The organism is Cellvibrio chitinivorans (assembly GCF_035117775.1).
In the GTDB taxonomy this organism is placed as follows: Bacteria; Pseudomonadota; Gammaproteobacteria; order Pseudomonadales; family Cellvibrionaceae; genus Cellvibrio; species Cellvibrio chitinivorans.
In genome coordinates, this window is the sequence record NZ_JAYKKN010000002.1 from 444,890 (window position 1) to 464,108 (window position 19,219).

Annotated in this window: 13 protein-coding genes; 9 read left to right on the forward strand and 4 right to left on the reverse strand. The window is 43.6% G+C overall.

Translation table 11 applies throughout. The features are described 5' to 3' along the window. The first annotated feature begins 93 nt into the window (after positions 1-93). The 3 genes from lon to SPL68_RS08670 all read left to right on the forward strand — a co-directional run bounded on the left by lon (position 94) and on the right by SPL68_RS08670 (position 5,054). Complete coding sequence (lon, locus tag SPL68_RS08660; protein ID WP_323814690.1) at positions 94-2,511, forward strand: endopeptidase La; 2,418 nt, start codon at positions 94-96, stop codon at positions 2,509-2,511. Positions 2,512-2,723: 212 nt separating this feature from the next. Next, complete coding sequence (locus SPL68_RS08665) at positions 2,724-2,996, forward strand: HU family DNA-binding protein (protein WP_323814691.1); 273 nt, start codon at positions 2,724-2,726, stop codon at positions 2,994-2,996. A 189-nt stretch (positions 2,997-3,185) separates the two neighbouring features. Next, positions 3,186-5,054: a SurA N-terminal domain-containing protein gene (locus SPL68_RS08670; protein WP_323814692.1), complete on the forward strand. Its 1,869-nt coding sequence runs from the start codon at positions 3,186-3,188 to the stop codon at positions 5,052-5,054. A 53-nt stretch (positions 5,055-5,107) separates the two neighbouring features. On the opposite strand, the gene SPL68_RS08675 is transcribed toward SPL68_RS08670, so the two are convergent. Further along, positions 5,108-6,073, reverse strand: a complete 966-nt coding sequence (locus tag SPL68_RS08675) for a GGDEF domain-containing protein (protein ID WP_323814693.1) — start codon at positions 6,071-6,073, stop codon at positions 5,108-5,110. Positions 6,074-6,087: 14 nt separating this feature from the next. Beyond that, positions 6,088-6,705: a histidine kinase gene (locus SPL68_RS08680; protein WP_323814694.1), complete on the reverse strand. Its 618-nt coding sequence runs from the start codon at positions 6,703-6,705 to the stop codon at positions 6,088-6,090. 266 nt (positions 6,706-6,971) lie between these two features. On the opposite strand from SPL68_RS08680, the gene SPL68_RS08685 reads away from it, so the two are divergent. From SPL68_RS08685 to SPL68_RS08700, 4 genes are read left to right on the forward strand one after another with little or no spacing between them, the layout of a single operon-like run. After that, complete coding sequence (locus SPL68_RS08685) at positions 6,972-8,609, forward strand: peptide ABC transporter substrate-binding protein (protein WP_323814695.1); 1,638 nt, start codon at positions 6,972-6,974, stop codon at positions 8,607-8,609. A 3-nt stretch (positions 8,610-8,612) separates the two neighbouring features. Beyond that, positions 8,613-9,548 carry an ABC transporter permease gene (locus SPL68_RS08690; RefSeq protein ID WP_323814696.1) on the forward strand — a complete coding sequence of 312 codons (936 nt, stop codon included), beginning with the start codon at positions 8,613-8,615 and terminating at the stop codon, positions 9,546-9,548. A gap of 2 nt (positions 9,549-9,550) precedes the next feature. After that, positions 9,551-10,441 carry an ABC transporter permease gene (locus SPL68_RS08695; RefSeq protein WP_323814697.1) on the forward strand — a complete coding sequence of 297 codons (891 nt, stop codon included), beginning with the start codon at positions 9,551-9,553 and terminating at the stop codon, positions 10,439-10,441. Positions 10,442-10,443: 2 nt separating this feature from the next. Continuing rightward, entirely contained in the window at positions 10,444-12,057 is a 1,614-nt protein-coding gene (locus SPL68_RS08700) for an ABC transporter ATP-binding protein (protein WP_323814699.1), read from the forward strand. Between the two features lie 83 nt (positions 12,058-12,140). Here the strand turns inward: SPL68_RS08700 and glgA are convergent, their stop codons facing one another. Together glgA and glgB are read right to left on the reverse strand one after the other, a co-directional pair. Continuing rightward, positions 12,141-13,583, reverse strand: a complete 1,443-nt coding sequence (glgA, locus tag SPL68_RS08705; RefSeq protein WP_323814700.1) for a glycogen synthase GlgA — start codon at positions 13,581-13,583, stop codon at positions 12,141-12,143. A gap of 33 nt (positions 13,584-13,616) precedes the next feature. Beyond that, complete coding sequence (glgB, locus tag SPL68_RS08710) at positions 13,617-15,824, reverse strand: 1,4-alpha-glucan branching protein GlgB (protein ID WP_323814701.1); 2,208 nt, start codon at positions 15,822-15,824, stop codon at positions 13,617-13,619. Between the two features lie 378 nt (positions 15,825-16,202). On the opposite strand from glgB, the gene glgC reads away from it, so the two are divergent. After that, positions 16,203-17,468: a glucose-1-phosphate adenylyltransferase gene (gene glgC / locus SPL68_RS08715; protein WP_323814702.1), complete on the forward strand. Its 1,266-nt coding sequence runs from the start codon at positions 16,203-16,205 to the stop codon at positions 17,466-17,468. Beyond that, positions 17,461-19,191, forward strand: coding sequence for a glycoside hydrolase family 57 protein (locus SPL68_RS08720; protein ID WP_323814703.1), 1,731 nt, complete (start codon positions 17,461-17,463; stop codon positions 19,189-19,191). The genes glgC and SPL68_RS08720 overlap by 8 nt, the downstream gene beginning before the upstream one ends. The last annotated feature ends 28 nt before the right edge of the window (positions 19,192-19,219 follow it).

The window sequence follows — 19,219 nt, forward strand, 5'->3', positions numbered from 1 at the left end:
TTATAGAGTGATAACTTGTAATTCGTCGTCGCAGACCCCAATCTGGTTTTAATGGCAAGGTAATTGTTGCCCTTTTGATATAGAGAGGAACCAATGGTCGCTGAAACTCTTCAAGAATCCCACATCACTGAAATTCCATTACTGCCTTTACGCGATGTAGTTGTTTACCCCCATATGGTTACGCCTTTATTTGTGGGGCGCGGCAAATCAATTGAAGCACTTGAGCGGGCAATGGCTAGCGACAAGCAGGTTTTGTTGGTTGCACAAAAAAATCCACAACAAGATGAACCTCAAGCAGATGATCTATACGGAATAGGCACTATTGCTTCTATCCTTCAGTTATTAAAACTCCCCGATGGAACAGTAAAGGTACTAATTGAGGGGAGGGAGAGAGCTGGTATCGTCTCTATTGAAGAGGCTGATGGTTTCTTTAAGGCTGCCGTGGATGTGATTGATAGCCCAATAATAGAATCAGCGGAAGCTCGTGCCTTGGTGGCCAATGCGATTGGTCAATTTGAGCAATACGTAAATCTTAGTAAGAAAGTACCTGTTGAAGTTATCACCTCACTATCTGGTATCGACGAGCCTGGCCGCTTGGCGGACACCATAGCTGCGCATATGTCGCTTGACCTACCCAAAAAGCAATCCATTTTGGAAATGGCTGATATTCATGAGCGTATTGAGCATCTCTTGGATTTAATGGATGCTGAAGTGGACTTATTTCATGTCGAGAAAAAAATTCGTGGTCGCGTCAAAAAGCAAATGGAAAAAAGTCAGCGCGAGTACTATTTGAACGAGCAAATCAAAGCCATTCAAAAAGAGCTTGGCGAACTGGGAGAAGAAGTTAGCGAAGCTGACGAGCTCGAAAAGAAAATTGTTGCCGCCTCAATGCCTAAAGATGCAGAAGAAAAAGCTCGAACAGAGTTAAACAAATTAAAGATGATGTCACCAATGTCTGCAGAGGCATCCGTATTACGCGCCTACATCGACTGGATGATCAAAGTGCCTTGGAGCAAAAGAAGCAAGGTGCGACATGATTTGGGTAGAGCAGAAGATATTCTTAACAAGGATCATTTTGGGCTTGAAGAAGTTAAAGAGCGAATTCTTGAGTATCTTGCTGTCCAGCAACGCGTGAAAAAAATAAAAGGACCGATTCTTTGCTTGGTTGGGCCTCCAGGTGTGGGGAAAACATCTTTAGGTGAATCTATTGCCAAGGCTACTAACAGAGAATTTGTACGTATGGCGTTGGGAGGGGTTCGTGACGAAGCGGAAATCCGCGGGCATAGAAGAACCTACATCGGTTCTCTGCCTGGAAAACTTATTCAAAAAATGGCGAAAGTAGGAGTGCGAAATCCGCTCTTTTTGTTGGATGAAATCGACAAGATGGGCATGGATAATCGCGGAGACCCAGCATCAGCCTTGCTCGAAGTGCTAGACCCTGAACAAAATAGCCATTTTAGTGATCATTATCTTGAAGTTGATTATGACCTTTCAGATGTGATGTTTGTGTGCACATCTAATTCAATGAATATTCCTGGTCCGTTGCTGGATCGCATGGAAGTAATTCGTATCCCTGGTTATACGGAAGACGAAAAGTTAAATATCGCGCAGCGTTATTTAATTCCAAAGCAAATGAAAGCAAACGGCCTGAAAGAAAGTGAAATATCGATAGCCCCAGAGGCGATTCGCGACATTATTCGTTATTACACCCGCGAGGCTGGAGTTAGAGGGTTAGAGCGAGAAGTGGCAAAAATTTGCCGTAAAGTTGTGACGTTACATGTTAAGGGTAAGGCTGGCTCTGGTCAGATTGATGCAGCGTCTTTGGAAAGCTTGCTAGGTGTTCGCAAGTTTGATTTCGGTAAGGTGGATAGCAAAGACCAAATCGGGCAGGTAACAGGCCTTGCTTGGACCCAAGTTGGGGGAGAGTTATTAACTATTGAGTCTACGGCAGTGGCAGGTAAGGGGCGTATTATCAAAACCGGCTCACTAGGCGATGTTATGCAGGAGTCTATCCAAGCTGCTCTTACTGTTGTGCGTTCGCGTGGGCAGGCGCTAGGTATTGCTCCAGATCATCACGAGAAAGTTGACATTCATATCCACGTTCCTGAAGGGGCAACACCAAAAGATGGCCCGAGTGCGGGGATTGCAATGTGTACAGCATTGGTGTCTGTGCAAACATCTATTCCGGTGAGAGCTGATGTTGCAATGACTGGAGAGATAACTTTGCGCGGAGAAGTTTTGCGTATTGGAGGCTTAAAAGAGAAGCTACTGGCAGCTCACCGAGGTGGAATCAAAACAGTCATTATTCCAGCTGAAAATGAGCGCGATTTAAAAGAGATCCCAGATAACATTAAGGCAGATCTAAGTATTAAGCCCGTAAAATGGATTGATGAGGTTCTGGCAATTGCATTGCAATCCAGCCCCAAGCCCTTAAGCGATGAAGAATATAGGGCGCTGGAGAAGGCTGCGCAAAAGACTACTGAAGCTGAAAATCGCCTTAGCACTCACTAATGCTTATCGTGATCTACTTCAATATTTTGTAGTGCTTGCCTGTTTAATGATCAGAAATAATGGGGTTTTATGTAAAGCTGCAAGCTTTCCTTGACCCTCTGAAACTCTGTTGGTATAAATCGCAATTCATTTGCTGCGCAGATTAAGGCAAATTAAAAGCAACGTTAATATGCTCTGTGCGTTTAGAAATAAATAATCAAAAGGGGTTAAGTGTGAACAAAACTGAACTGATTGAAGCCATTGCCGCATCTGCGGATATTCCTAAAGCTGCTGCCGGACGTGCTTTGGATGCAGTCGTTGACAGCATCACTGGCGCTCTTAAAGATGGTGACTCTGTAGTTTTGGTGGGTTTTGGTACTTTTGCTGTGAAAGAGCGTGCTGCACGTACTGGCCGTAACCCTCAGACTGGTGCAGAAATCAAAATTGCTGCAGCTAAAGTTCCTGGCTTCAAACCAGGTAAAGCATTGAAAGATGCTGTTAACTAATAGGTTATTTTCAGAACTTACCCTGAAGATAAATATGTAAAAGGCGCATCTAGGTGCGCTTTTTTTTTAGTCGCTATATGCTTTTCGAAAAAAGTGATAGCTCAGTCAAACATCGAATAATTAAGTATTAAGCTGTCTGCTTGTGTTATTTATCTACGCGAGACATCTTCATCCTGCTAGGAGTAAAAAATGTTACAACACCTCAGAGACAATTCCAGAGGCGTTATCTCTTTTATTTTGATTGGCTTTTTGGTGATCATTTTTGCACTTACGGGTGTTGAAGCATTATTCAACTGGGATACATCTGCAAATCAGGCAGCTAAAGTAAATGGCGAAACAGTTACTGAGATGGATGTTGCCAGAGCAATAGGGATGCAAAAACAGCAGATGCTGAACGCTTACGGCGATCAAGTCCCTGCCGAATTTCTTAGTGATGAGTATTTGCGCAAGCCAGTAATAGATAACCTTGTTCAGCGTATGGTGTTGTCTCAAGCTGCTGAGAAATCAGGTATGGCTGTTGGGCAAACCTATCTTAGCGAGCAAATTGCAAGCGCCCCTCAATTCAAAAATGAGACTGGTGCGTTTGATAATAATCGATATCAACAAGTGTTGCGTAATATGGGCTATACACATAGCACCTATACAAAAATTTTATCTGATGAGATTGTAATTAATCAGTTACAGGCAGGAATAAGTGCAACTGCATTTGCAACACCAAGTCAACTTGATGAAATAGTTGCGCTGAGTTTCCAATCACGTGATCTAGGATATGCCATTTTACCTGTGGTAAAAGTACGTGAATCAATTCAAATTGATCCTTCCGAAATTCAAGCCTATTACGATGCAAATCAGCAAATGTTCACAAGTGAAGAGCAAATTGCTGTCGATTACATCAGTCTGAGCGTTCAAGACCTCATGAGTAAGGTGCCTGTAACTGAAGAGCAGGTGCGCAAACAATATGATCAAAATCAAACAAACTTTGTTGCTTCGCCAGAGCGCCAAGCAGCACATATTCTTATCGAAAATAATGATGAGAATAAAATTAAATCAGTTGCCGACAAATTAGCTGCAGGTGATGATTTTGCAGCCATTGCAAAAGAGTTCTCAGACGATCTGGGTAGTAAAGAGCAAGGTGGTGATCTCGGATTTTCTAAAGGTGATGCATTTCCTACTGAGTTTGAGGCAGCACTTGCAACACTAAAGGTGGGCGAAGTCTCTGCTACAGTTAAAACTGATGCCGGCACTCACTTTATTAAGCTTCTATCCGAGAAAGGATCCGAACCACCTTCATTCGAAGAGCAAAAAGCTAGCATCGAAGAGCAATTAAAACGTGCCGAAGCAGAAGCACAATTCGTTGCACAATTAGAAAGACTTCGTGAAGAGTCCTACAATGCTGATAGTTTGCAAGAGGTGGCTCAGTCATTAGGCCTTGAAGCCATGAACTCAGGTCTTTTTGAGCGTAGTAAAGGAAAAGGCTTGATGGCGAACCCCAAAGTAGTTACAGCTGCATTTTCTGCTGATGTACTGCAAGATGGTAATAGCAGCGAGGTAATTGAAATTGACTCAAGCAACGTGCTTGTGCTGAAAAAGACTGATTACAAGGCAAGCCAAGTCAAACCGATTGCTGATGTTCAGGATCAAATTACCAACACCCTGAAAGATCAAAAAGCAAAGGCACTCTTGGATGAACAGGCACAAAAACTCATAGCTGACTTGAAATCTGGAGGCTCTTTTTCTGAGTTAAGTGCTGCAGCGGGCATAGAATACAAAGAGGTTAAAGCAGTAACACGCAACACTGCTGACATTGACCCAGATGTGCTGCGTCATGCATTTAACATGGTGAAACCAGCATCTGACAGCCCTACATTTGACAAAGTTATGACGGCTAATGGTGATGTAGCGATAGTGGCTGTTGCTGCAGTAACTTCAGGAAGCAGTGACAATGTAACGCCAGAGCAAAAAAATGCCATCACTGCGCAGTTGGGTAATATTTATGGCAGCAATGATTTTTCAAGTTATAGACAATTTTTAAAAGACGCAGCTGATATTGATGAATAACAGCGCCAAAATAAAAAAGGCTCCTACGGAGCCTTTTTTATTTCTAATGCTTTTTACGAAAACAAAGTACAGCAATTTCTGCCATTTTCTTTCGATTTATAAAGTGCATGATCAGCTTTTTCTATCCAAGCTCTATGATCATGTATTTCATTATCCAGCTCAGCAACACCCAGACTAACAGTAAAGTTAATCTCATGGCCTTCTGCAAAAATGGTTAGTTTTTCAATTGCTTCACGCAAGCGTTCTGCGAATACACAAGCACCATCGCCATTGGTATTGGTTAGAATAATTCCAAATTCTTCGCCGCCGTAACGACCAGCTACATCCAAATCGCGCACTTGCTCTTTGATTGCTCGACTCACCCCTCGAATGGCTTCATCTCCGATGGTGTGGCCAAACTTATCATTGATCTTTTTGAAATGGTCTATATCCAGCATGATTAAGCTGGAGGACTGCTCATAGCGATCGTAGCGCCGAAACTCTTTTATTAAGCGATATTCCCAGTACCCACGATTGAACAGGCCGGTTAAGTGATCGGTACGGCTGAGAGTTTGTAATTGCTTATTGGCTTGCTGCTGCGCAATTTTATTTACTGCAGAATCGGTAACATCATAAATTATCAAACAAATATGACTTACGGCACCTTTGGTATCGACAAGTGGAATAATTGTACTGTTTTGGTACATATATTCAGCTGTACCAGTGATGGGGCGATAATGAGGGAAGCGAAACAAATACGGGCGCTGCTCCCAAGTGGTAAAAACGGTATTTTGCAATATGAATACGGGTTGGGATTTGTGTCTGAACCACTGCTCAGAAAGTTCAGGAAATACTTCAAATAAGGTTTTATTGAGTACATCCTCTGGCGCCTTACCGCTGTGGTTTTGCATAAAACTGTTCCAGATTTCTATTTTGTAATCTGGAGTCATAACCACTAGACCAACATCGATGTGCTGGAGAATGTCCATTTGCCAATGAACATTTTTTAATATTCCACTGAGATCTTCACTAATTACCATTGTGAGTGTTCAGCCTAATCAAGGAGGTAGTTAAGTTTTTCGGTTAATCCAGAAATAGAGTGCTCAGCAATTACGAGCAGTAAATCACAGTTAATTTTGTGATTTTCAATCGCGTAGCTGATCTCTACCACAAGTGCCTGATTCCATTTCATTGTGTTATTTTGGAGCAGGTCTGCGATGTTGCAGTGCTGCCCCAATAGCATTGGCGGGCCAAAACTAAAGTGTGTGTCCAGCTGCTCAGCCAAACCTCGCAAGCACGCGCCATTTAATATGTTGGCAGTATCCATAAGCAGCTCATATTGTGCTTGCTCATTTTCGATACGCTCATACTTAAGTAGTTTGGCTAAGTCATCAAAGTCAGTTTCATGGAAAATCAGCATTGCTTCACCTGCAATGCCGCCACCAATAAAACCTTGGCACACACCATGCACTATGTCATCAGGATTGTCGCGATTCAAAGATTGTAGCGCCATCGCAATATCAGTGGGATTGAGAACGCTGACATGGGGGATAGAGAGCACCACAAACACATCCAGCAGGCGAGCCAAGTGGGCCCCGGCTTGCCCCATTGCAACGTTGGTGATTTCCTGAAGGCAGTCGCGCTGATCTTCGGTAAGTAAATAGTCCTGCATAGTTGAGATCTTAATTGAGCCGATATCGGGATATGTGTACATGAAGCTTAGCATCTATTCGTGTTGCTGCAGGAGTGGGCGCCGGATCTCATCTATCGGACAGCCAATTTGTGCCAATCATCCGGATATGCTCCTCTCTGTATCACTTAGGGCTATGAGGGAGGCTGTTGCTGTTTTATAAATTGAAGTGTACTAACATGCGGAAATTGTTTGGTATTTAAAGGCTTCTTGATTGGCCCCAGCAGGAACCGATAGCGAGGAAATTAATGATTTTAGTTGCACCAAAAAAAACGCAATTATTTCTGGTATTCATTTGTTTCATGATTGCAGCCTGCGAGCGCAAGACATTGGTGGATATTGGTTCTGAGCAACAAATACTCTATTACGGGAATGGTACCGATATAACAGGGGTTGATCCTCATGGAACTAATGGCTTGCCAGAACAGAGGGTAATGTTGTCTCTGTATGAAGGATTGGTTGCCAAAGATCCTAAGACATTGGAAATTGTTCCAGCGGTGGCGGATCACTGGGAAGTTTCTGAAGATAATATGAGCTATCTTTTCCATATTAGGGAAAATGCAAAATGGTCAAATGGCGATCCTGTTACTGCACATGATTTCGTAAATAGCTGGCTGCGAGGATTAATGCCCGCATTGGGCAACGAAACTGTTACAGCATTATTTGTCTTCAAAAATGCCGAGAAGTATTACAACAAGGAAATTGCAGATATATCCCTTCTTGGTTTTAAAGCTGTGGACGATCACCATTTAAAAATTGAGTTAGAAAATCCCACCCCGTATTTTTTACAACTGCTCGATTATTTGGCCTTGTTTCCAGTTCATACCGATAATATAAAAAAATTTGGTGCCCTAGATGATCCTGCAAATCCTTGGTCAAAGCCTGAGAATTTTGTAGGAAACGGTGCATTTACGTTAGATGATTGGATTCCGGGGCGTTCTTTGATCGTCAAAAAGAATCCCTATTATTGGGACAAAGATAAAGTGCGGCTAAACGAAATTCACTTCATGCCAATTGAGCAGTTATTGGTTGAGGAACGCATGTTTAAAGCGGGGCATTTGCATCGTACTGAATGGATGCCGTACGCAAAAATGCCTGCATATCGAGCCAATAATGATCCTCAGTATAACCACTATCCCTATATAGCCACTTACTTTTATGGCCTAAATGTCACCAAGCCTCCATTTGATGACGTGCGTGTGCGCAAAGCTTTGGCTTATTCAGTTGATAGAGAAACTTTGGTAGCAAGTGTGACAAACGGTGTACAAAATGCTACAGGGGCATTAACGCCACCAAACACGCTCGGCTACACATCCAGGGCACAAATAACGTTTAATGTTGAAATGGCTCGCCAACTTCTTGCTGATGCTGGATATCCAGATGGGAAAAATTTTCCGGTTACCGAACTCACCTATAACAACTCCGAAGATCACCGGAAGATTGCAGAAGCAATTCAACAAATGTGGAAAAAAAATCTGAATATTAATGTGAAATTGAAAAACCAAGAATGGAAAGTATATTTATATGAAGTCAAAAATTTAAATTACAACATTGCCCGCTTAGCGTGGGTGGGGGATTACATAGATCCAAATACATTTTTAGAAATGCTTACCAGCACTAGCGGCGACAACAAAACTGGATGGAAAAATAAAAGATACGATAATTTGATTCGAAAGGCCGCCACTCTTTCCAATAAAGAAGAGCGATATGAAGTTTTTCAGCAAGCAGAATCACTTTTGCTGGATGAAGTCCCAATTATTCCGCTCTACAACTACACAACCAATAATCTTATTTCAACACAGCTAAAGGGGTACCACCAAAACATATTGGATTATTACTCCTACAAACATCTGTATCTTGAACCTAATTCAACCAAGGCAGAATAATCTATGCTGTTGTTTATTATTAAGCGAATATTGCAAGCAATTCCCGTTTTATTATTAGTTGCGACCGTTACTTTTTTTATGGTTAGAGCTGCACCGGGTGGGCCATTTGATAAAGATCGTGCGATTCCACCAGAGGTCATGACTCAGCTTAATAAACGCTATCACCTTGATGATCCTTTGTGGCAGCAATATGTCGATTACATGGGGAATTTGATTCAAGGTGATTTTGGGCCGTCATTCAAATACGCAAGCCACTCAGTTACGGAATTGATTGCTGCAGGTTTACCGCCCACTCTAGAGCTATCGCTGTATGCAATTCTTTTCGCGCTTGTTGTTGGTTTGCCTACCGGTATTTTGGCTGCGATAAAACAAAATACTTTTTTTGATTATGCACCTATGTCTACTGCAATGATTGGCATTTGTATGCCGACCTTTGTGTTAGGCCCGATATTATTATTGATATTTGGAATTTGGCTTCAGTGGCTACCGGTTGCAGGCTGGGGACAAATACCCGGTGATAAAGTCCTACCATCCGTCACCTTGGGTTCAGTATATGCAGCCTATATAGCGCGCATTACTCGCGGTGGAATGCTGGAAGTCCTCTCGCAAGATTATATTCGCACCGCACGCGCGAAGGGTTTATCGACATTACGCATTGTTTTTGTTCATGCATTGCGCGGCGGCATAACTCCTGTCATTTCATTCTTGGGGCCAGCAATTGCCGGATTGCTTGCAGGTTCCTTTGTTGTTGAATCAATTTTTCAGGTTCCAGGCTTGGGGCGATTTTATGTGATGGCAGCATTTAATCGTGATTACACCATGATTCTTGGCTGCACCATTTTCTTCGCTTTCCTTATTATTGTTTTCAATTTGCTCGCAGATATTGTGCAAGTTTGGCTAAATCCAAGATTGCGACAAGAGTTGGAGGCAAGAGGTTAATTATGACTGATATAACCAACACAGCTGATTTTTCCCATCTTGAAAAAGGGCGGTCGCTCACCCAGGACGCAATTATTCGTTTGCGTAAAAATAAAATGGCGATGATTAGTATGTACTTTTTATTGCTACTTATTGTCGTTGCCGTATTGACCCCTTGGATTGCACCTTTCTCCTACGAGGAGCAAAACCTCGCACTTGGCGCATCTGCACCTTCTGCCCAACATTGGTTGGGTACTGATATTCTTGGGCGAGATCAATTAACTCGTATTATGTATGGCAGCCAAATTTCGTTAGCAGTGGGATTCATCGCAACTTCCGTTGCATTAACTATTGGCGTTCTATGGGGAGCAATTGCCGGATTTGTTGGTGGCAAAGTGGACTCTATTCTGATGCGAATTGTTGATGGCCTTTATGCATTACCATTTACCATTTTTATTATTTTACTCACCGTAGTTTTTGGTAGTAGTTTGCTTTTGTTATTTTTAGCAATAGGCGCGGTTGAATGGTTGACTATGGCCCGAATTGTTCGAGGGCAAGTGTTAACAATCAAAAAACAGGAGTTCGTAGAAGCTGCTGTTTCTATGGGGCTGTCGCCGTGGAGAATTATTACCCGGCATTTAATTCCTAATGTTCTTGGCCCCGTTATTGTTTATACAACCTTGACGATCCCCAGTGTTATTTTGCTTGAATCCTTCCTCAGTTTTTTAGGTCTTGGTGTTCAACCACCTGCAAGCTCGTGGGGATCACTTATCTCTAGCGGTGTTGAAACTATGGAAGAGTATCCCTGGCTACTTATCTTCCCCGGTTTGGTGTTAACCATGACGTTGTTTTCGCTCAATTTCCTTGGCGACGGATTGCGCGATGCCTTAGACCCCAAAGCATCCAAGGATTAATTATGTCAAATCAGCCGTTATTGTCCGTAAAAAATTTGCGCATAGTTTTCAATACCCGCAATGGTAAAACCCAAGCTGTGCACAATTTAAGTTTCTCGCTAAATGCAGGCGAAGTCTTGGGTATTGTGGGTGAGTCCGGGTCTGGAAAGTCTGTTGCTTGTTACTCTTTATTAGGGCTGATTCCAACTCCTCCTGGGAAAATTGAATCCGGTGAGGCACTTTTTTATAGCAAAGACTTACTAGGGATGAGCGAGGCTGAGCTGCATGAAATTCGTGGCAATAAAATCGCCATGATCTTTCAAGACCCGATGACATCTTTAAATCCTTACATGCGCATCGCTGATCAATTAACCGAAGTTCTAATACACCATAAACTGGCGGATAAAAAAACGGCACGCGAACGTGCTATTGCTGCACTGACTGAAGTTGGAATACGTGAGCCTGAGAAACGTATTGATCAGTACCCTCATGAATTTTCAGGTGGGATGCGCCAGCGCGTAATGATTGCAATGGCGCTATTGTCCGAACCAGAAATTTTAATTGCAGATGAGCCTACTACCGCACTGGATGTAACAGTACAGGCGCAGATTCTTGAGCTGATCAAACAACTGCAAAAAAATCGGAAACTTGCTGTTATTTTTATCACACACGATTTAGGCGTGGCCGCGCAAATGGCCGACCATGTACTAGTGATGGAAAAAGGAATATTGGTAGAAGAGGGAAGGGCAGCTGAAGTTTTCAAGCAGCCACGCCACCCTTACACACAAAAATTATTGAGTGCAGTTTTAACTACAGCTAAACCTTTACCGAGCGCAGCAAAAATTGATGAAATGCCTTTAGTTGAAATTAAACAGCTTAAAGTTGGATTTCCATCTTACATAGGGCGCTTTTTCAATCGCAAAAAACATTATGCCAGAGGTGTTGAAGAGATAAGTCTCAACATAAAGCGCGGTGAAATTGTAGGTTTGGTCGGAGAGTCTGGCTCCGGAAAATCCACACTAGGTAGAAGCATTATTCGACTTGTTGGTGCTCAGTCAGGTCAAATTCTTTTTGATGGATCGGACTTACTTTCAATACCTGAAGCCGGTTTTCAAAAGCTCCGCCGCGATGTACAAATGATATTTCAGGATCCGTATGCATCCTTAAATCCTCGCATGACGGTATTTGATACATTGGCAGAGCCGATGTTAGTTCACGGTATGGCAACCAAAGAATCTGTGTTGGAGAAAGTAAATGTATTGATGGATGAAGTTGGCCTAGACAGGCGTTTTATTCGCAAGTATCCGCATGAGTTTTCTGGCGGGCAGCGTCAACGTATTGCTATTGCACGTGCTATTGCATTGAAGCCTAAGCTCATTATTGCTGATGAGCCTGTATCTGCACTTGATGTAACCATTCGCGCTCAAATACTCGCCTTGTTGCTTGAGTTAACTCAAAAACATAATTTAACGATGTTGTTTATTTCACACGATATGTCAGTCGTGCGCTACCTATGTGATCGTGTTGTGGTTATGCAGCAGGGAAAATTAGTAGAAGAGGGTGAAACAGAACAGGTGTTTTCAGCACCGCAGCAGGAATACACCCGCCAACTTTTAGCCGCGATTCCTCATCTATAAATGTCTCACTATAAAAAACGGGGCTGAATAATGGAAATTATTCAGCCCCGTTTTTTTATGCCGAGTGTAGGCATATTTTTTAATCAAACGATTTTATTGTAAACCTCAAGATATTCTTTAGCGCTTGAATCCCACGAAAAGTCTTGCCCCATTGCATTCAGCTGCAGTTTTTTCCAATAAGCTGGGGTTTGATAAGCCGCCAATGCGCGCTCAATTGCAGCAAATAAACTTTCTGGCAAGGTTTCTCTGAATACAAACCCATTCCCTGTTACATCAATATCATCTAGCGGTGATTCAGATACGGTATCGCGCAACCCTCCAACTGCATTAACAACCGGCAAGGTACCATAACGCAAGCTGTACATTTGATTTAAGCCGCAGGGTTCAAAGATTGATGGCATTAAAAAAATGTCACTACCTGCTTCAATCTGATGCGCCAGCCTTTCGTTATAGCCCACTGTTAGTGCAACTTTTTGCGGATATTTCTGAGCAATATGCTCAAAAGCCTCTTCATAATGTGTCATGCCGCTGCCCAATATTGCTAGCTGACAATCTAATGAAAGTAGCTGGTCAATTTGAGCAAGAATCAAATCTACGCCTTTTTGCTCAACAAGCCGCCCAATAAACCCTAACAGTGGGATTTTGGGGTTTAATTCGAGCCCGAGTTCTTGCTGTAAGGCGAGTTTATTTTTGAGCTTATTGCCTAATGTACGCCGATTGTAATTGGCAACAATGTGAGGGTCGGCACCGGGGTTCCATTCATCGCAATCGATACCGTTCAGTATCCCGGTCAGCGCGTCATTGCGGTAGCGCAGCAAACCATCCAAACCGTAACCGAACTCAGGGCTTTGTATTTCTTGTGCATAACTTGGGCTAACGGTAGTTATGTAATCTGCAAATGCTAAACCGCCTTTAATAAAGGACATGTGCCCATAAAATTCAATTCGTTCATGGTGCCAAAACGCTTCTGGCAAGTTCAGTTCGGAAAACTCCTGATAAGAAAAAAGCCCTCGATAGGCTAGATTATGAATGGTGAATACACTTGCAATATGCTGGCTATGAAGTGACAAGAGTGCGGGAATCAAACCAGTTTGCCAATCATTGCAGTGCACAACATCAGGTTGCCAATCCAAATTGATTTGATTTAATGCAATTAACTCAGCAGTTTTGCAGAACCAATAAAAACGCTTGTGATTGTCAAACCAATCAGTTCCATCTGGGCCACAGTAAGGATTTCCTTCACGCTCAGAAAACTCGGGAATATCAACGAGCCAAACACTCACCCGCGTACCGGGTAAGCGAGTTTGTTTGATTGCAATTGTTTTTCCATCGATCTCAAATTGAGCTATTTGTTTGAGCCCAATAGCAGATGCTTTTTCCAGTACGCTGGCATAAGCAGGAAGCAAAATTTTTACATCGTGCCCCAGTTTTAACAGCGCGCGTGGCAAACTTGCCGACACATCTGCAAGACCGCCAGTTTTAATCAGCGGATAAACTTCACTGGTTGCAAATAAAATTTTCTGCATAAGTGATCCTTCGTATTACTAATTAAAAACGAATTAAGCTAATTTTAAAATCAATGCGCCCAAGGGCGGCAGATTAATTTCCAATGATTGTCCATGGTTCATCCAAGGCACAGGTTGTGAGTAAATAGGGTTGGCATTACCCCAGTTACTGCCACCATAAAAACCTGAATCAGAATTGAGAATTTCATGATAGGCGCCTGCTGCTGGCACTCCAATACGATAATTGCTGCGAGTAACGGGTGTGAAATTCAAAATCACGATGGTGAATTCGCTATCGCTTTTACGCATATAACTGACAATCGATTGCGTGCTGTCATGGCAGTCAATCCATTCGAATCCATCGCCACGGAAATTACGTTGATAGAGAGAAGGGATGCTGGTGTAGCAATGATTGAGATCTTTCACCAGTGTTTGCAGTCCGCGGTGCGGTTCGTAATCCAGCAGGTGCCAATCCAGTGCACGGCTTTGCGCCCATTCGCTCCACTGTGCAAATTCGCTGCCCATAAATAACAATTTTGTTCCGGGGTAAGTATAGAGATAGGTGTAAAGCAAGCGAAGATTAGCGAACTTTTGCCAATCATCTCCGGGCATTTTATTGATCATGCTGCCTTTGCCGTGCACAACTTCATCGTGCGAGAAGGGCAACATAAAGTTTTCAGTGAACGCGTACATCATGCCAAAGGTTAATTGGTTGTGATGATATTGGCGATGAATTGGATCTTTGCTCATGTAGCCAAGCGAGTCATGCATCCAACCCATATTCCATTTCATTGAAAAGCCGAGACCACCCACCCAAGTGGGACGAGTCACTTGCGGCCATGCGGTCGATTCTTCCGCAATCACTAATGCGCCAGGATGTTGCCCGTGGCAAATTTCATTGAGTTTTTGCAGAAAACTCATCGCCTCCAGATTTTCATTTCCTCCGTGGATATTCGGAACCCATTCGCCGGCATTGCGCGAATAATCCAAGTGCAGCATTGAGGCAACCGCATCCACACGTAAACCATCTAGATGAAACTCTTTTAACCAATAAAGTGCATTGGCTAATAAAAAGTTGCGAACTTCGTTGCGACCATAGTTGTAAATCAACGTGCCCCAATCGCGATGTTCACCCAAGCGCGGGTCTTCATGTTCATAGAGCGCGGAGCCATCGAAACGGGCGAGGGCATGAGCATCTTTTGGAAAGTGGGCAGGAACCCAATCCAAAATAATGCCGATATCATGACGATGAAGATAATCTACAAAATAACGGAAATCGTCGGGCGTGCCAAAGCGACTCGTAGGTGCGTAATATCCCGTAGTTTGATAGCCCCAAGAGTCGTCTAGCGGATGTTCGCTCACCGGCATGATTTCGATATGAGTGAAGCCGAGTGGTTTTACATAATCGACAATTTGATGTGCCAGCTCGCGATAGTTTATGAATTCGCCTTCCCAGCCACGTCGCCATGAGCCGAGGTGCATTTCATAAACTGACAAAGGAGCAGCCTGCCAATCCCAATGCGCGCGTTTGTTCATCCAATCGCCGTCTTGCCATTCATATTGCGATGGCGCTTTCACAATTGAGCTGGTGAGTGGGCGCATTTCAAACGCCTGCCCATAAGGGTCGGATTTCAGAAACACTGCACCGGTAGCGCGGTTGCGGATCTCGAACTTATATAAAGCTTCAGCTTTGACGCCGGGAATAAATACTTCCCACAGACCACTACCGCCGCGCACTCGCAAAGGATGTTGGCGACCGTCCCAATCATTGAAGTCGCCAACAACACTGATGCGCTCGGCATTGGGCGCCCAAGTGGCAAATAAAACTCCTTCAATGTCATCTACTGTGCGTGGGTGCGCGCCCAAATGTTGATAGATGTTCCAATGCTGCCCTTCGGCAAACAGGTGCATATCAATATCGCCCAATTGTGGTGCAAAAGAGTAGGGGTCAAACTCCGTGTGCTGATTATTGTGGCGGTCATACCACTGGACTAAATAGTGTTCGGGTAGGTTTTTGGCCAAACCGTACCATTCAAAAAAATCGGTGCCTTCGATTCGGGTCAGCGCAAGTAGTTGATCATTTACTAGTAAGGAGGCACTGCGTGCACCGGGTAAATAAACGCGAACAAAGGTATCTGCTGTCGTTGTGGTTTTCCCCTCCAAAGGGTGACGTCCAAGTACTTCAAAAGGATCATGGTGAGTAGCGGTAACAATGCGCAACATCTCATGGGATAAGGGATTGTCCTGTTTCACATTCAGCATTCAATTGATTCCTAAGTAATTATTCTGGCGTCAAATTTAACAAATCAATGATTATGCCCGATTTCGGGCTACATAAAATTGTCATACGGCCAAGCTCTACTAGCTTAGCTGTTGAAGCTCATTTTTCTTGCACCATTTTTTTGCAAAAAAATCGGCCTCATAAAACACATTTGCAGATTCGGTGCCAAATTTGTAACTACACTTGGTTTTGCATTTAAAACGAGCAGCTTCAAGTTGCGCAAATGCACCATAAACTGTTTGTGTTTCACTTGAGTTTTTTGTGTATCACTTTATTGGCACTGATATTGCTCCAGCTCAAGTATATCTGTAACACAATGTTCATCGTTCAGACACAATAGCCATAAGGAATACGTATTAATGAGTACACCATCTTCGGGTCGTTTTGTTAGTCGCCTTACGCGAGAAACCTTGGCAGTAATTCTTGCAGGTGGGCGTGGATCACGATTGCATCAACTAACAGACTGGCGTGCAAAACCAGCAGTACATTTCGGTGGCAAATTCCGCATTATCGATTTCCCTCTCTCTAACTGTGTTAACTCTGGCATTCGCCGTATCAGCGTATTAACCCAATACAAATCACACTCTCTGGATCGCCATGTGCAACGCGGATGGGGCTTTTTAGGTGGAGAGCTTGGCGAGTTCGTGGAGTTGTTGCCCGCACAACAGCGCTTGAGTGAATCCTGGTACGCAGGTACTGCCGATGCGGTGCTGCAAAACATCGACATTATTCGTCGACACAATCCTGAGTATGTATTAATTCTCGCAGGTGACCACGTTTATAAAATGGATTACGGCACCATGATTGCAGCGCACGTAGAACGTGGTGCAGACATCACTGTTGGCTGCATTGAAGTGCCGCTGGAAATTGCCAGTTCATTTGGCGTAATGGATATAGACACCGACTACAAAATCGTAAAATTCACTGAGAAGCCAGCAAATCCTGAGCCTACCCCCGGGAAGACGGATAAAGCACTCGCTTCTATGGGGATTTACGTTTTCAGCACTAAGGTATTGTTCCGCGAATTATTGAAAGATCGCGACAATCCGGATTCATCACACGACTTCGGAAAAGACATTATTCCATCAATGATTAAATCCCATCGTGTCACTGCATTTCCATTCCGCGATCCAGTGTCTGGTGGCGATGCTTACTGGCGCGATGTGGGCACTGTAGATTCGTTGTGGGAAGCCAATCTTGAATTAACCGGCATCACACCTGAATTGGATTTGTACGATGCAACCTGGCCAATCTGGACACACCAAGAGCAAGTTGCTCCCGCAAAGTTTGTTTTTAATGATGAAGGCCGCCGTGGTTATGCAGTCGATTCATTAATTGCTGGTGGTTGCATCATTTCCGGTTCAGCAATTAAACACTCGCTACTATTTCCCCGTGTGCGTGTGCACTCTTATTGTGAAATTGAAGATTCAGTTTTATTTCCAAGCGTAGAAGTAGGGCGTCGCTGCAAAATTCGCAAAGCATTAATTGATCGCCGCTGCAAAATCCCAGAGGGCACAGTCATTGGATATGATCTTGAAGCTGACAAAAAACGCTTCTTCGTTTCCCCCAAAGGCGTAGTGCTGGTTACTCCCGACATGCTAGGACAGGATGATATCAATGGCTAACAATGGCAAAACGAAGGTCGTATTTCTCTGGCATATGCATCAGCCCGATTATCGCGATATTGTAACGGGCGAATATTATTTTCCCTGGACCTACCTTCATGCCATTAAAGATTATGTTGATATGGCTGCGCATATTGAGGCGCAGCCAGCCGCCAAAGCGGTTGTAAATTTTGCACCAATTTTGTTAGAACAACTCGATGACTACGCCAAACAGATTTCAGCTCATTTAAAAGATCAGAGTAAAAAAATTAAAGATGTTGTACTTGCATCATTGGTTGATCCGGTCTTACCTGCGCCGGGCACAATGGCTTTTACTGATTTGGCAAAAAAATATTTACGCGCTAATCGCGAACGTATGATCGAGCGCTTTCCTGCTTACAACGAACTGGCAAATGTTGTTGGCACTTTCGATGAAAAACCGTTTATCAGCCGCTACTTGAATGAGCAGTTTTTGATTGATTTAGGTGTCTGGTATCACTTGAGCTGGTTAGCAGAAATTCCGCGCCGCGCAGATGAACGCATTCAACGCTTACAAAAAAAAGAGCGCCATTATTCGCTTGAGGATCGACGAGAGCTATTAGCCATTATCGGTGAGTTGATTGCTTCTATTGGCCCACGCTATCGCAAACTCGCCGAATCTGGGCAAATCGAATTGTGCATGAGTCCATATGCACACCCCATCATTCCGCTGATGATCGATTTAAACAGCGCCAAAGAAGCAATGCCTGATGTGAGTCTGCCCAATGCGGCGTTTTACCCCGACGGTCGTAATCGCGCGAAATGGCATTTGCATGAAGGCTTTAAAACTTTCGAGCAATATTTTGGCAAACGTCCACGCGGTTGTTGGGCGTCAGAAGGTTCCTTGAGTGATGAAACCTTGCGGCTTTTGGCTGAAGCAAAATTCGATTGGGCGGCCACCGGTGACTCAGTGTTGCACAATAGCCTTCGCGCGATAGAAAACCGAAGCGTTGCCGAGCAAATCCGCAATGATCATCAGTCACTGCATCGTGCTTACGAATTTGCCAATGTAAAACTCAACACGTTTTTCCGCGATGATGGGCTATCCGATTTGATCGGTTTTAAATATGCCACTTGGCATTCAGACGATGCCGTTGGCGACTTGTTGAATCATATGGTGAATATTGCCAATGCAAGTAACGATGAAAAAAATACCGTTATTTCCGTCATTATGGATGGTGAAAATGCGTGGGAATATTTCCCCGAAAATGCTTATCACTTCTTGCACACACTTTATGAAAGGTTGACTAATCATCCGCAGCTGGAGTTGGCAACCTACAGTGAAGTATTGGATCAGCAACAACCCACGCCAGTTGCTATGCCGCATTTGGTGGCAGGAAGTTGGGTCTATGGAACCTTCTCAACCTGGATTGGCGATAAAGACAAAAATCGCGGTTGGGATATGTTGTGCGATGCAAAACAGGCTGTCGATTTCGCACTCAGCAAGGGCGGTTTTTCTCCATCGCAAATAGCGCAAATCGAAAAACAATTGGCACTCTGTGAAGGCTCTGATTGGTTTTGGTGGTTTGGCGATTACAACCCGTCACAAAGTGTTAGCGACTTTGAGTATTTATACCGTCGTCACTTAATGAATTTATACGCACTCATCGAGCAGCCTGCACCTGCCTATATTAATCAGGTAATCAGTATTGGTGGAGGTGATCCAGCTACAGGCGGTGTGATGCGGCAAGGCCATGCAAATTAATTGCCCTGCAATATTATTGAAACATACT

Coding starts and splice junctions, on each gene's coding strand:
- lon (WP_323814690.1), top strand. CDS start 94: ATGGTCGCTGAAACTCTTCAAGAATCCCACATCACTGAAATTCCATTA.
- SPL68_RS08670 (WP_323814692.1), top strand. CDS start 3,186: ATGTTACAACACCTCAGAGACAATTCCAGAGGCGTTATCTCTTTTATT.
- SPL68_RS08675 (WP_323814693.1), bottom strand. CDS start 6,073: ATGGTAATTAGTGAAGATCTCAGTGGAATATTAAAAAATGTTCATTGG.
- SPL68_RS08680 (WP_323814694.1), bottom strand. CDS start 6,705: ATGCAGGACTATTTACTTACCGAAGATCAGCGCGACTGCCTTCAGGAA.
- SPL68_RS08685 (WP_323814695.1), top strand. CDS start 6,972: ATGATTTTAGTTGCACCAAAAAAAACGCAATTATTTCTGGTATTCATT.
- SPL68_RS08690 (WP_323814696.1), top strand. CDS start 8,613: ATGCTGTTGTTTATTATTAAGCGAATATTGCAAGCAATTCCCGTTTTA.
- SPL68_RS08695 (WP_323814697.1), top strand. CDS start 9,551: ATGACTGATATAACCAACACAGCTGATTTTTCCCATCTTGAAAAAGGG.
- SPL68_RS08700 (WP_323814699.1), top strand. CDS start 10,444: ATGTCAAATCAGCCGTTATTGTCCGTAAAAAATTTGCGCATAGTTTTC.
- glgA (WP_323814700.1), bottom strand. CDS start 13,583: ATGCAGAAAATTTTATTTGCAACCAGTGAAGTTTATCCGCTGATTAAA.
- glgB (WP_323814701.1), bottom strand. CDS start 15,824: ATGCTGAATGTGAAACAGGACAATCCCTTATCCCATGAGATGTTGCGC.
- glgC (WP_323814702.1), top strand. CDS start 16,203: ATGAGTACACCATCTTCGGGTCGTTTTGTTAGTCGCCTTACGCGAGAA.
- SPL68_RS08720 (WP_323814703.1), top strand. CDS start 17,461: ATGGCTAACAATGGCAAAACGAAGGTCGTATTTCTCTGGCATATGCAT.